A 13,984-nucleotide genomic window follows, 5' to 3' on the forward strand; every position below is an offset into this window, starting at 1 on the left:
CTTATCACTCCGCTTTCCTAAACTCCTCAAAAGGATTCTTGATATAGCCTTTCTTTTTCAGCATTTCATAGGGATGTTCCTTCTTACTGATTGCCTCATCATATATAGTCAGGAGATTACTGTTCTTGATGGGGACAACTCTTTCAGTTTTCTTTTTCTGCAGCTTTTTCTGATTCTCGGCAAAAATTCGTTCCATCACTAGCATCTTCAATTCATCTTCAGGAGTAGTAATCTCACAACTTTCAATTACTGTCGCGAGTATCTTTCTGATCTCGTCCTGTCCCAGATTCGGAAAGAGATTAGAAGCACAAATACTGAAGTAGAGAGTATCATGAGAATTCTGCCTTCTTGACTTCATATCTCTCTTTTTCGCTGCTATGGCGTCATTGACACGTTCTTCCATGTCAATATCATGCTGAAGGTTTTTCCAGACATCCTCTTCATCGATTCGAATGTCGTCAAATTTAGCGATTTTCAGTGGATTACCAGATCGAAGTGCAGTAATCATTGGCTGAGTAAACTTCAAGTCATTAACGGCAGTTTCCTTGATAATTGCAGGTGTCAGCTTTTTCATGTGGTTCAATAGGGCACGACTTTGGGAACACATAAAGAGCATAACCGCAATCGAAATGACGCCCTGGCATTCGTCATAAAACACTTCGCGCATCTTTTCCTCTAGTTCAGTTTCTTCATTAAGTACATTGAATTCCCACAAAGATTCAAGCAGTGTATCCCATTCAACGCTCCCCCTTTTCAAGGGTCCCATTTCGATGTAACCACCAGATTGAACTCTCCGAGCAAGTCTGAAATTTGTCTGAAACAGGCTTCTGGCTTTACTTGTCCCGATGAAGATTATTGGAACTGAAAACATATTGGTTAGCGTAACAAAGAAGTCGAGCATGTCAACTGCCTCACCCTTTAGCTTACTGAGGTGCTGAATTTCGTCTATAACAAGAACGCCAACATTGTAGTTAGTCAGAAGAGTCGTCAAATGCATCACCATTGTTGAAGTTGAGCGAGTTAGATATCCATACTTCTCCAGCCAGCGTTCACCGGTTAATCTATCAATTTCTTTGAAAATGGATCGGCATAAAGTCGCAAAGTTTCCATCAAAGGGACAATCCACCATCAACCAGACAATCTGAGTTCTTGTCAATGGCTTCCCTTGATAGGATTCATGACGTATCACCTGCGGATACAGGTGTAACGTCCGGTTCATTGCCGTTGTTTTTCCAGCACCCGAGACACCATTGATTATGGCGCATTCTGCAGTCGTGCTAAAACCTTGATAGGCAGTTTCAATATCGTTAATTGTACACTCGTCAAGATTCTTAATTTGATTAAGCACTTGCATTTTTCGCTTGTATTGGGCATCTAACGGATTCCTAGATTTATACGAATTCCGAATCAGAGTAGAAACGATTGATTCCAAGCGGATGTGAGCAGGTAAGGGCTGGAGAAAGCTTTTCACTCTCCATAATAAATGCGACTTTAGCCTTGGACTAAGCCTCTTTTCTACATCACTGATGAAAGGAAAATTATAAAAGGCGTCAATAACCTCATCTTCACTTTCAAGAATAGACGGGAGAGCCTCTATCAAAGGATTTCCGACGTAATCACTGATCTTTTGTTCTTTGTACACCGCAATTTCAAACCGATACAGGTCGTCATTAGGTTTCATTCTTGTCATGCCTTAATTTCTCCTTGCGCAGTTTGATTTTTTCCATCATCCTGGAATTAAAGTCCGACGTTTCTGCTACAGATTCATTTTGCGAAGTATTTTGCGGTTTTACATCCGGGAACGTAATAATTGGTGAGGGAACATCTTTTTTGTCTACGTCCGGTGTGAATGCTTCTTCCTTACGATTCCGTTCTTTCTCCGCAGCTCTATTCGAGCCTATATCCTTAAGTCTCTTTGCCTTGGATACTGTCGCATCTATTGCTTTATTTGTCTTTTTCGTTGACTCTTTAGCAATTCTCATAATCGTCTGATCCAGTTCGGTTTCTTGTTGCAGCTGGGATTTCCTGGCTGCCTGGCGAAGCTTGGCAGCCTTATTGTTGGCAGAAAGAACATCCTCCAGGAATATTCCATGGAAATCACGGCTTCTTTCAAGAAGATTAAACGTGATATAGCTTATCCCATCTTCCTTAAGCCAGTAGATATGATCTATGTTTCTCGTATCATAAACAATGTCAACGCTCTTCAACTTCAAGTGTTTGTAGAGAATCTCATCCAATAATTCAGAAGCCCCGTAATAAAGATTGCGAAAGACAACTGCTCCCCTGCTAATTGTTGCTTTACCTCTCGGCAGAATATTCATCCGGAAACGATTCCGGTCGATCTTGCGAAGGGTTCCTTTTTTGTTCTCTATCCCCCAATTCCACAAGTCCAGAGGGGTGGGCGGTACTTCATCCCTGATCATCTCGGGGGTTAAAGGATATTTCTCAATCTCCCGAATATTGTGTAACAAAACTGATCTGAGCACTATTTCGGTTATTTCCTTCAAGGTCAGCTTAGCTTCCAGTCGATAATCCGGATCTCCACGTTTTCGGTAATCCTTCATGATTGCACCGGGAAGAAAGCTTTCAATGCGCTCATTAATCGTTCGGAAGAACCGCTCAACGATACCTTTGTAATCTCCACGATAGGGTGAAGTATTCTCGATGGTAATGTTCAGGTTATTTATCAGGTTTTTAACGCCATAGCCTTCCATTTCACCCCGGTCGGCAATAATTGCCTCAGGCACATATGAACACGGCCAATCCTCCGGTTCAATATTGATATTGTATTTTTTACAGAGCTCCACTTTATCTGCAACCATGGAATCTAAAACCATCATTGCTCCGTTCCAGGATGGGGATTCAAGTCCGGCATAGACACCGGTTATCATCCGTGAAAATACATCAATAATAATGTAAACCGTTGGTCTTCCAATAACCTGACTACGGTCAATTTCACTAACGATATAAATATCAGCCGTCGTCGCATCTATTTGAAATCTAAAGCCAGGCCCTGGCGCTTCTAACGTTGAACTTCCCAGAATCGGACGATGCTTCAACTCGAACTCTTTTTCTCCATACCGTGACTTGATATCTAAAGTAACATTTTCATTTTTCTTAAACCAATAATAATACTGCTGAAACGTGGGTATAGAATCAGAGCCGCGAATGATTTTTTCGATCTCCTTATTTTTACGTACAGTAATAGAATAAAAATCTGCCAGCATCAGACGATAAACCTGTATCAGGGATTTTTTCTGACTCGTACGCCAATATTTATTGGTTGCAATTTCGAAGTGTTTCTTGACTACATCAGTCACTACAATGCCTTCCGAATCATCCTCACTATAAACACGGCGGCGCCCCATCTTATTCTCTTTAACGTTTTTCTCTTTACCTTTCCCACCCGACTTTGAATAATCCGGCAGAAGGGCGTTTCGGGTCATACCTCTCTGCCAGAAGCGACTAAAGATCCTTCTGACTGCCATTAACTGAATTCTCTCAATTTCTGCAATTTCCTGAAAGACCTGCATTCTTGTCTTCTTACGGAGAATATCATTCTTACGGGATTCCCAGTATTTTTCAATAATCTGCCAAGCTTCGTCCCTTTTTCGAATTTCTATTTCCGATAGATCGTTATCAGATTTGATTTTAATATATGGATCAAATACTTCGACGAGATTATTGTTGTCAATTTTTTTTTCGATAACAGAAATCATCTCAATTATTGGTGTACTAAGACTACTTTCAAGATTTACATATGCACAAAGGTCATTATCACGGGCAATATGTATGATCCGTATACGCTCATTATCATCTACAAATTGATAAACAGTATTTAAGCTTATCACGATACTATTTCTCCTATCTCTCTTGCCTTAACCAATAACTCGACCCGCAAGTGTTTATCCAAACGCAAAGGAGCAAACAAATCGATACTAATATATTTTTTGGCGATAAGATGCTTGAATAACGCTATTCCTGTGCCCTTTTCCAAATGTAAATCCTTCTCAAATAACGATGAAATCTGTCTGACAGTTTTAGGAGAATCAATTAGCCTTTGGAGAAAGGCAATAATAATATCATCTCTTTCTTCGAAGCTGATATCTCTAAAAGCTTCATTATCATTCAAATCATAATAATCAAGGATATCCGATACATTCTGACTATAGTTCTTATCCACTTCTTCCTCCGTGACGATTCCCCAGTCAAGGCCCTGCCGTTCCCAATAAGTTTTTTCAATCGTAAATTTCTCAATGACTCTGCGCTCAACAAGATCCTTTTTATACTTTGTCGTGCGGATAATATCACGTAGAGAGTTTCCATCTCCAAGAGTTATGCAAAAATCTGATGTCATCGTAATAGCTTCTTTGGTAGTGGGATTTGCCGGATGCTTAATCCCCAACTCCTCTGCAATCAACAGTGTTTCCTTTGCTTCCAAAGGAAACTGTTCTCTGATATCCACCACATTATCCATAAATTCCAAAATCATAAAGTAATTCCGTTCAAGATCCGAAAGGAAATCATGCTGCCTTCCGGTTTTAATACCACGAGGCCTCGAAGACCGCCCCAGAGATGGAACATCCTGAATCATAATAAATGGCTTGTAGGCTTTCCCACGAGGGATTAAAGAGTAATTATCTTCATTACCCCTATTTATACCGGCTCTATTTCTCTTTGCCATAAAAAACCACCTCTGCCAATATTATATCAGAAGAGGTGGTTCTGTACAATCTTTTTTATCTTTCTGTACAAACTTTTTTACAAATGTACAAACTTTATTAATATTATCCAAGCTTTTTTACACAACTACAAAAGGTTTATTGGAAATCCACTCCCTACTCCACCGTCACACTCTTCGCCAAATTCCTCGGTTTATCAACGTCGCACCCTCTGGCAACAGATACATAATACGACAATAGCTGGAGTGGTATAACTGTGAGAAGCGGCGCAAGCTCATCTATGGTCTCAGGAATATAGATCATATGATCGACGGACTTTGCCATACTGGTGTTTCCTTTATACGTAAGCCCGATCACGCGCGCATCCCGCGCTTTTACTTCTTTGACGTTCGAGATGGTTTTATCATAGACATCCCGTTGAGTTGCCAGAGCAATGACGGGTGTATCCTCCGTGACGAGCGCTAAGGTACCGTGTTTTAATTCCCCTGCGGCATAGGCTTCAGCATGGATATAGGAAATCTCCTTAAGCTTTAAGGCCCCTTCCATAGCGACTGCCCAATCCAATGAGCGACCAAGGAAGAAGGCGTCTTCCACCTTGACAAATGACTGAGCTAACTCTTTGATCAGACTCTCTTGCGCCAGAATCTCCTGAGCCTGCGCAGGAATCTTTTTCAAAGCAGTGATAATCCCTTTGATTTTTTCCTGTGGTAAAATCCTTTTGACCTGAGCAAGATAGAGTCCCAGCAAGACCATTCCTTCCAGCTGAGTTGTGTAGGCTTTCGTTGAAGCGACCGCGATTTCTGGGCCTGCCCATGTAAAGATCACATCATGGGCTTCCCGGGACACCGTGCTGCCAACTACATTCGTTACCGCAACCACACGCGCGCCGCGCTTTTTGGCTTCCCGCAGAGCCGCTAGAGTATCTGCTGTTTCTCCTGACTGACTGATCACCACAACCAGGGTATGCTTGTCAATAATCGGGGCGCGATAACGAAACTCGGAGGCAATATCCACTTCAACCGGCAGATGTGCCCAACGCTCGATCAAGGTCTTCCCGACCAGTCCGGCATGCCATGCCGTACCACAAGCAACTATATAAACCTTGTTGATTTGCGCAAGTTCTTCGAAGGTTAAATCTACTTCCTGGAAAACGACTCTTTCCTCTTCCAAACGACCCAGCATCGTATCCCGCAGGGCTTTAGGCTGCTCATGAATTTCCTTGAGCATGAAATGCTCGTACCCGCCTTTTTCTGCGGCTACTGCATCCCACTTCACATCATAGACTTCTTTGGCAAGAAGATTTCCTTGGCTGTCTGTAACCCTTACCCCCTCTTTAGTGACAACCACCATTTCCCCATCATCTAAGATATAGACTTTTCGTGTATAGCTTAAAATAGCCGTGATGTCACTGGCCACAAAGAACTCCCCATCTCCGAGCCCCACTACCATCGGACTGTCTTTACGGGCAGCAACCAGCTTATCAGGATCTTTGAGGCTTAAGATAACCATGGCATAAGATCCCTGAACCGTCTCCAAGACTTTTCGGACAGCCTCTTCAATGTCTCCTTCATAAAAGTCCTCAACTAAGTGAGCTAAAACTTCTGTGTCAGTTTCAGAAGCAAACTGGTGTCCTTTTTCGATCAGTCTATCTTTTAATTCCAGATAATTCTCGATGATTCCATTATGCACTACTAAAAAGTCCTGATTGCAGTCGCTATGGGGATGAGCATTGACGAAAGACGGACGGCCATGTGTCGCCCACCGGGTATGTCCGATCCCTATGCAAGACTGGGAATAATCCTCCCCAAGTTCCTCTTCCAGGGCCACTAATTTACCCACACTTTTGGATACCACGATTTTCTCAAGCTCTAAGACCGCTACACCGGCCGAATCATACCCCCGATACTCCAGCTTTTTTAAGCCATTGACCAAAACGGGAATAGCAACCCGTTCCCCAATATACCCGACAATTCCACACATCAGTGTTTCTCTCCTCTCCAAATAAACGGTTTATTCAAAATTCATCTCCCACACAACCCTGGCTCCATCTAGAGTATAAACAAAAAACAAAAGCCGTCCTGACCCAGACGACTTGGTTGATTCAGATTCCAGGCAACACCGGCAAGGGTGCCAAATTTGAATATACCATCCCCTTGTCTTGCCAGCTTACTCATTGTCCCGAAAATTACTCCTCGGTTTTAAGCAAGCTTTACGGTGACAAGCCACCGAGAGGGATCCGCCGAAACGTTCGATAACCCTCTTCCTCGTCGACCTTAAACTTTCACACCTCTAAGGCCCTGGCGCTTAATTATTCTTGCCCATATGATCCAACCGTCCAGTTTGTAGAATATCATACCTTTTATTCCCTTATCCTTATTCTTTTTGCGACCTCACCTTCTTTCTCCCTGGTAACCTGTACCCAGCTATGAATCATTTCGGGATCAAACGCAGATAGTCCATGTGCCACTTGCCTTTTCGAACGTGAATCGCCTTGCATACTATGGCACATAAACCATTATACGCGAAATCTAAACAAGATCCAATGATATATTCTATTCGTCGCACTGCCTAATGATGTCAATAACTCCCTGAGCAAGTTCCTTCAATTGATGTTGATCAGGGCCTTCCACCATCACTCGAATCAGCGGCTCAGTCCCGGAGGGACGTACTAACACTCTGCCTTGGCTGCCGAGAGCTTGTTTTGCTTCTTTTACCTTTACAAGCACCCTCTCGTCCTGCATTAAACGTTCCTTGTGTTGAACCGTAGCATTGAGGAGTACCTGAGGTAAGCGCCGCATTTGAGAAGCGAGTTGAGAGAGTGGAATTTGTCGTTCCTTGATAACCCTAAGTAAATGCAGGGCGGTCAATAAGCCATCCCCGGTTGTATTTTGGTCTAAGAAAATAATATGCCCGGACTGCTCCCCGCCAAGCTTCGCTCCAGTCCTAAGCAATTCTTCCATGACATAGCGGTCCCCAACTTGCGTTTCATAGACCGTCATACCTGCCCCTTTTAGGGCAAGATGTAAACCAAGGTTACTCATAACTGTAACAACGATCGCGTTTTGGGCTAAGGTTTCGTTCGCCTTTTGAGCTAATGCACATATAACCATGATATAATCCCCGTCTAAGACGTTTCCTTGTTCATCCACCACAATGAGACGGTCGGCATCTCCGTCCACTGCTAGTCCCAGATCTGCGCCGTGTTCCAAGACCGCCCGTTGTAACTGTTCCGGGTGGGTCGACCCGCAGCTGTCATTGATGTTTACGCCATCCGGTGTATTACAAATGGGGGTTACCTCAACTCCAACTTCCTGCAAGACGATGGGGCCTACATAGGCTGCCGCACCGTTGGCACAATCCAAAACGACCTTGATTCCATCCAGACGTCCCACCGTACCTTTTAGGAAATCCATATAGCGGCGCCCCGCATCGTTGATTTCAATCACACGTCCGACCTCGCCGCCAATCGGGACCTCCCAAGGCTTTTCCTCGCTTAAAACAATATTTTCGATTTGATTTTCGATCTCATCGGGTAATTTATACCCTGTCGAATCAAAAAATTTAATTCCGTTATCCTGGACAGGGTTATGGGACGCCGAAATCACTACCCCTGCACTAACATTAAGGGTTCGCGTTAAAAGGGCAATTCCTGGTGTTGGTAAGACCCCCACCCGCAAAACGTCCGCTCCAACCGAGCAAATTCCGGCGATAAGTGCCGCTTCAAGCATATCCCCTGAGATCCGGGTATCTTTACCGATCACAATTCGAGGGTGTGGATGCTCCTTGCTCAAGACGTAAGCCCCCGCTTGCCCAAGGCGAAAAGCGAGACTCGGTGTCAGCTGGCTGTTGGCTACACCGCGTACCCCATCAGTTCCAAAGAGTCGGCCCAAGTCAGTTCCCTCCTTACTTCTCTAATATATTGATCCGCTCCCTTGCATATGTTCAAATTTTCTTCCTATTACCCTTTAGCTTTGAGACTATAGTCCACTTGCGGGGTTGCCTGCAATGTTACACCCGGAGGAAGCTGCCAGTAAACTTTCGTATTGGTATAAGTCCCTGCTGCCTGGCCGGTGGCGTCAACCCAGAGTTGAATCTGGTCCGCTGTTAAATCTTGCAAGATATCCGGCAGACCCTCCACTACTATGTCAATGGGGGTAATCGATTGGTCTGGCTCAAGATCTGTCCCAAGATTACGAATTTGAACCGCTACGCCGGAGATCCCCTTTTGAATAATTCCTGGTCCAATTTGTGCAACAATACTCAAGGTAGTCCCTGCATATAATGAAACCCCCTGAGGTAAAGCTACTTGCTCGATTGGAATCTGGAATACTTTATCTTCCGTCAGATTTGAAATATCCACCGGACCCAGACTCAAAGAATCAAATCCTTTTAAGGCCTGAGAGCTCCCTGTAACCTGTACGCTGGTTGGAGAGGGAATTAAGGAGCGCAGGATCTTTCCTTGGGCAGGTGTCCCACTACTCGTTACTCTCAATGGAACAATCTTGGAAGAAAGCCCCTTTGTCACAACAGGAACAATCACATCCACAGTACTCGGAAAAGCGCTTAAAATATCGACGCTCGGATTTGGTCCGTAAATGAGTTTATCCTCTTTATCACGAAAACTCACAGGCCGAGAAATTTGAATTGTTTCATTAGCCCCCGTTGCACTGATTTCCACAGTCACATTGGTCAGCGTGCTAAGAATGGAACTCGGCCCACGAACATTAACCGCTGAGGGTTTAACAAAGGTGGTCCCCCACTGATACCCGTCCGCGGGAACACCCGTGACAACGACCTTAACCGGGACCGTCTTCTCTTGGACATTTTCCAATATTAATGTAATGTTCAGTGGCTGAACATCCACCACATTTGTTCCCACAGGAGCTTTAATATCAATACGATAGCTGCGTTCCCCTGGTGTCCCTGCAGAAAGATCAATCTGAGCATAGATATCCTTAATATTGGCACTGGGGTTGATCCCCTGCAAACGAACACGGACCAAAGGGAGCTGCGTCATAACTACCATATTTTGAGGCAATCCGCTGGCTACAAGTGGTATTGTAAGGGTCTGTTCAGGGATTAGCTTATCGGGTGTTCCCTGATTCATGACAAAAAGCCACAAGAGGATCGCAAATAAGAACGAAACTACCTTGACTCCGAGGTTACGCCGAAATATGTTTGGCATGGGCTACCTCCTCCAAAACGGAATGGCGGATGAAGAGATGCTCTTGATTTCGAGCTCCCTCAACAACAATTCCCGTAACATTTTCTCATCCATAAAACGCGTAAGCACCCCATCAATCCCAACGGAAATAGCTCCCGTTTCCTCCGAGACAACAATAACCAAAGCATCGGTAATTTCCGTTAAGCCGATAGCTGCCCGATGGCGTGTCCCCAATTCCTTTTGGATATTCGGATTTTCGGATAACGGGAGAAAGCAGCCTGCTGCAGCCACACGATCTCCCCGAACAATCACAGCACCATCATGCAGCGGGGTATTAGGAATAAATATATTGACCAAAAATTCCGAAGAAACCACCCCGTCAATTTTAATCCCGGTTTCCACAAAATCTTGAACTCCAGTTTTCCGTTCGATTACAATCAACGCTCCGATGCGGTTCTTGGAAAGGACTTGCGAGCAACGTACTAACTCTTCCGCGACTTGTGCCAGATTATCCACACCCGGTACTATAGGATGACGGGTAAAAAAGCTCCCCCTCCCCAGTTGCTCCAGCGCTTTTCTGAGCTCAGGTTGAAAAACTACAGGTATCGCTATAACAAACATCTGGAACAGTGTATTCAACAACCAACTAATTGAAACAAGCTCAAAATATTTGGCTAGTAGAAAGGCGATCAGAAGAACCATCACACCCTTAACCAATTGCACAGCACGCGTACGTTTGATGAGCATGTAGAATTGGTAGAAGACCACTGCCACCACGACGATATCGATAGCACTCCGCAACCCAAAATTGCGATATTGAGATAAGAATTCTACCATGGTCTTCCCCCCCTTTCTTAATGCACATAAAACCTGCGGTTATCTATTTCTCCATATTAAGTAAAATAACCTGCGGTTCTAGAAAAATATAAAAAATTTATATTCTCCTCATCCCTGAAAGGATCCCACAGCACCTTCCTTAGCTTCCGTATATAATTAAGTGGGAATACCATGCTCTGATATGTTCAACAATAATATTATACCTCTTTTTATACGCTGAGGGAAATTACTCCTGGTTTCCCAACTGTAAGAAACTCCGCCCTGCACAGTAGAAAGATCCACCGCTTAAATGGTGGATCTTTCTACTTTTTTATGTCTAACGCTTCGGCAATTCATAAGTATTCTTCAAAGATACTATCCGATTAAAGACAAGCTGCTTGCCTTGTATAGAATCTATCGGATCGACGTTAAAGTAGCCGTGTCTCACAAATTGGAATTTGTCCTGAGGCTTTGCTTCTTTCATGTTTGGCTCTACGAAACCATGAACGATCTCCAAAGACTTGGGATTAAGGTGATCCAAAAAAGACACCCCCTCCTCCGCCTCTTTATCCACAATTAACGCTTCGTATAATCTAAACTCTGCAGGTATGGCCCGTAAGGCATCGACCCAGTGAATCGTCCCTTTAACTTTTCTGCCTGTAAAACCCGCCCCGCTCTTGGTTTCCGGATCATACGTACAATGCAATTCGACAACATTACCGAACTCATCTTTTACTGTATCATTACATTTAATAAAATAAGCGTTTTTCAACCGTACTTCATTTCCAGGGAAGAGCCTATGATATTTAGCCGGCGGATTCTCCGTAAAGTCGTCTTGCTCAATATATATTTCCCGGGAAAAAGGAACCTGCCGGGTACCCATATCCGGATTTTCCGGGTTGTTTTCGGCCTCCAACATCTCTGCCTGATCTTCGGAATAGTTCGTTATAACCACCTTGAGCGGTTTTATTACGGCCATCGTTCGCGGCGCTTTCAGTTTCAGATCTTCTCGAATAAAATGCTCGAGCATCTTCATGTCGACTGTACTATCGGCTTTGGCCACCCCTATTTCCCAGGCGAAGGCCCGGATAGCCTCCGCCGTATATCCTCGGCGCCTTAGTCCCGAAATGGTTGGCATCCGGGGATCATCCCAGCCGTCGACGAAGTGCCCGTCAACCAGTTGTTTAAGCATCCGTTTGCTCATGACCGTATTCGTGATATTTAACCGAGCAAATTCATATTGGTGAGGAACCTTCTCCGTCTCACATTCCCGGATAACCCAGTCATACAAGGGTCGATGATCCTCAAATTCCAAGGTACAGATCGAATGAGTGATCCCTTCGATCGCATCTTCTAAAGGATGCGCAAAATCATACATTGGATAGATACACCAATTGTCGCCGGTATTGTGATGCGTCGCATGCGCAATCCGATAAATGACCGGATCCCTCATATTAATATTTGGCGAAGCCATGTCAATTTTGGCTCGCAATACCTTTTCCCCGTCTTTGAATTCCCCTTGACGCATGCGCTCAAACAACGCCAGGTTTTCTTCAACCGTCCGATCGCGTGATGGGCTCCCCTTGCCGGTTTCTGTCAACGAACCCCGCATTTTCCGTATTTCCTCCGCACTGGAATCACAGACATAAGCTTTACCCTTTTTAATGAGTAGAACTGCGCGGTTGTACATTTCTTCAAAATAATCTGAGGCAAAGAATAATCCATCCCATTCATATCCCAGCCACAAGACATCTTCCTTAATGGATTCCACGTATTCCGTGTCTTCTTTAACCGGATTTGTATCATCAAAGCGCAGATAGGTCTTTCCCTTATATTCATCCGCAAGTTCAAAGTTGAGAATGATCGATTTAGCATGTCCAATATGTAAATAGCCATTGGGCTCCGGCGGAAAACGCGTGATAACATGATCAACTTTACCTGATTTTAGATCCTCGCTAATAATGTTCTTCAGAAAATTTGAAGTGGGCTTGTATTCCATCCTCTACCAACCAACCTTTCTCACAAGTGAACCTGGTACTCCCAATTTTACCCTTACCCTGGATAATACTGCATATCCGAGGAGAGTTCAACTTTGCCCCCCAGAAAAGGAGGCACCTGCCCCCTTTTCCGAATACCGTATTACGTCTCCGCGCCTTCCCGCTTATTGCGACTTGATTTCCACCAAGGCAATTGAAACGTCGACTGTCTTGTTCTCCCGGAAAATTGTGACGGTAACCTTGTCACCCGGCTGATACTTGAACAACTCACGGGTTAAGCCCAGAGAGTTCTTAATCTCCTGGCCATTAATCTTCGTTATAACATCCCCCGCCCGAATCCCTGCTTTGTCAGCTGGACCGCCTGCTGCCACCCTGGCAACATAGGCCCCTGTCGGCCACCCCTTTTGACTGGCATATTCAGGTGTATAGCGAGGATCAATGTGGACATTAAGCCCGGGATGGCTTGCATACCCTTTCTCAATTAATTGTTTAATCGTCGGCAATGCGTCAGAAATCGGGATGGCAAAACCCATTCCTTCAAACCCCGCTTCCTGATTCTTAGCGGAATTAATTCCAATAACTTGACCCCGGTAATTCACAAGCGGCCCGCCACTGTTTCCAGGATTAATGGCCGCATCAGTTTGAATAAGGTTAAAACTTGCTTCTCCCTCAATATCTAAGATCCGATTCGTTGCCGAAATAACCCCTGTGGTCACAGAGCGCGCAAATTCTTCTCCTCCAGGGTTCCCAATCGTTACCACCGGTTCACCAACTTGGATTTTTGAGGAATCTCCAAGTTGCGTAGCAATGAGGTTTTTTGTATCCGCTATCTGAACTACCGCCAAGTCCGTACGAGAATCAGCGCCCACCAGTTTTCCGTTAATATTTCGGGCATCTGCTAAACTGACAACAATTTTCTCCGCTCCGTCAACAACGTGATTATTTGTAACTATGTAGCCATGTTCAGCATCAATGATAAAGCCGGATCCACTTCCTACTTCCGTGAGACTACTTCCACCGAATAAAGTTCCTGTGGTCCGAAAATTAGCAATTCCGACAACCGCTGGCCCTGTAGTCTTAGCAATCTGAGCGACAGGAAAATTAGTAGTCCCTTCCGTATCGATGGCGGGAGTTGTTGTCCCACCATTTAAAACCACTTGATTTATAGGCGTCTGTTGTTTATTTCCGTATATAGACGGAACCAGAGCCACTGCAATGACCCCGCCCAGTAAAGCACTAATTAGAGCAACTGCAACGGTCGAAAAAAACCCTGTTCTTCTACCCGAATAATTATTTGTATCGTAATAATCGTTCATGACTAACCC

General features: G+C 44.4%; 10 protein-coding genes. All 10 read right to left on the minus strand.

All coding sequences use genetic code 11. The features are described 5' to 3' along the window. Positions 1 to 4 precede the first annotated feature (4 nt). The 10 genes from AC6I5A_RS05100 to AC6I5A_RS05145 all read right to left on the minus strand — a co-directional run bounded on the left by AC6I5A_RS05100 (position 5) and on the right by AC6I5A_RS05145 (position 13,975). Positions 5 to 1,690 (minus strand): AAA family ATPase, encoded by a 1,686-nt coding sequence (locus AC6I5A_RS05100; protein WP_052167913.1) that lies wholly within the window; start codon positions 1,688 to 1,690, stop codon positions 5 to 7. Continuing rightward, positions 1,671 to 3,851 carry a TnsB C-terminal domain-containing protein gene (locus tag AC6I5A_RS05105; protein ID WP_034612538.1) on the minus strand — a complete coding sequence of 727 codons (2,181 nt, stop codon included), beginning with the start codon at positions 3,849 to 3,851 and terminating at the stop codon, positions 1,671 to 1,673. Before AC6I5A_RS05105 ends, AC6I5A_RS05100 begins: the two co-directional genes overlap by 20 nt. Further along, on the minus strand, positions 3,848 to 4,684 hold the full coding sequence (locus AC6I5A_RS05110) for a heteromeric transposase endonuclease subunit TnsA (RefSeq protein WP_034612539.1): 837 nt from the start codon (positions 4,682 to 4,684) through the stop codon (positions 3,848 to 3,850). Before AC6I5A_RS05110 ends, AC6I5A_RS05105 begins: the two co-directional genes overlap by 4 nt. Positions 4,685 to 4,838: 154 nt before the next feature. Next, complete coding sequence (gene glmS / locus AC6I5A_RS05115; protein WP_034612541.1) at positions 4,839 to 6,662, minus strand: glutamine--fructose-6-phosphate transaminase (isomerizing); 1,824 nt, start codon at positions 6,660 to 6,662, stop codon at positions 4,839 to 4,841. Between the two features lie 68 nt (positions 6,663 to 6,730). Continuing rightward, positions 6,731 to 6,856: a hypothetical protein gene (locus AC6I5A_RS05120; protein WP_497900511.1), complete on the minus strand. Its 126-nt coding sequence runs from the start codon at positions 6,854 to 6,856 to the stop codon at positions 6,731 to 6,733. Between the two features lie 378 nt (positions 6,857 to 7,234). Continuing rightward, on the minus strand, positions 7,235 to 8,572 hold the full coding sequence (gene glmM / locus AC6I5A_RS05125; RefSeq protein WP_034612543.1) for a phosphoglucosamine mutase: 1,338 nt from the start codon (positions 8,570 to 8,572) through the stop codon (positions 7,235 to 7,237). A 68-nt stretch (positions 8,573 to 8,640) separates the two neighbouring features. Next, complete coding sequence (locus AC6I5A_RS05130) at positions 8,641 to 9,867, minus strand: CdaR family protein (protein WP_034612545.1); 1,227 nt, start codon at positions 9,865 to 9,867, stop codon at positions 8,641 to 8,643. A gap of 3 nt (positions 9,868 to 9,870) precedes the next feature. Continuing rightward, positions 9,871 to 10,683, minus strand: coding sequence for a diadenylate cyclase CdaA (cdaA, locus tag AC6I5A_RS05135; protein ID WP_034612548.1), 813 nt, complete (start codon positions 10,681 to 10,683; stop codon positions 9,871 to 9,873). 316 nt (positions 10,684 to 10,999) lie between these two features. Then, positions 11,000 to 12,661, minus strand: a complete 1,662-nt coding sequence (locus AC6I5A_RS05140; RefSeq protein ID WP_034612551.1) for a glutamine--tRNA ligase/YqeY domain fusion protein — start codon at positions 12,659 to 12,661, stop codon at positions 11,000 to 11,002. A 162-nt stretch (positions 12,662 to 12,823) separates the two neighbouring features. After that, positions 12,824 to 13,975 carry a S1C family serine protease gene (locus AC6I5A_RS05145; RefSeq protein WP_034612554.1) on the minus strand — a complete coding sequence of 384 codons (1,152 nt, stop codon included), beginning with the start codon at positions 13,973 to 13,975 and terminating at the stop codon, positions 12,824 to 12,826. Between the last annotated feature and the right edge of the window lie 9 nt (positions 13,976 to 13,984).

The organism is Desulfosporosinus sp. Tol-M2 (assembly GCF_059735615.1).

Coding starts and splice junctions, on each gene's coding strand:
- AC6I5A_RS05100 (WP_052167913.1), bottom strand. CDS start 1,690: ATGACAAGAATGAAACCTAATGACGACCTGTATCGGTTTGAAATTGCG.
- AC6I5A_RS05110 (WP_034612539.1), bottom strand. CDS start 4,684: ATGGCAAAGAGAAATAGAGCCGGTATAAATAGGGGTAATGAAGATAAT.
- glmS (WP_034612541.1), bottom strand. CDS start 6,662: ATGTGTGGAATTGTCGGGTATATTGGGGAACGGGTTGCTATTCCCGTT.
- AC6I5A_RS05120 (WP_497900511.1), bottom strand. CDS start 6,856: ATGAGTAAGCTGGCAAGACAAGGGGATGGTATATTCAAATTTGGCACC.
- AC6I5A_RS05130 (WP_034612545.1), bottom strand. CDS start 9,867: ATGCCAAACATATTTCGGCGTAACCTCGGAGTCAAGGTAGTTTCGTTC.
- cdaA (WP_034612548.1), bottom strand. CDS start 10,683: ATGGTAGAATTCTTATCTCAATATCGCAATTTTGGGTTGCGGAGTGCT.
- AC6I5A_RS05140 (WP_034612551.1), bottom strand. CDS start 12,661: ATGGAATACAAGCCCACTTCAAATTTTCTGAAGAACATTATTAGCGAG.
- AC6I5A_RS05145 (WP_034612554.1), bottom strand. CDS start 13,975: ATGAACGATTATTACGATACAAATAATTATTCGGGTAGAAGAACAGGG.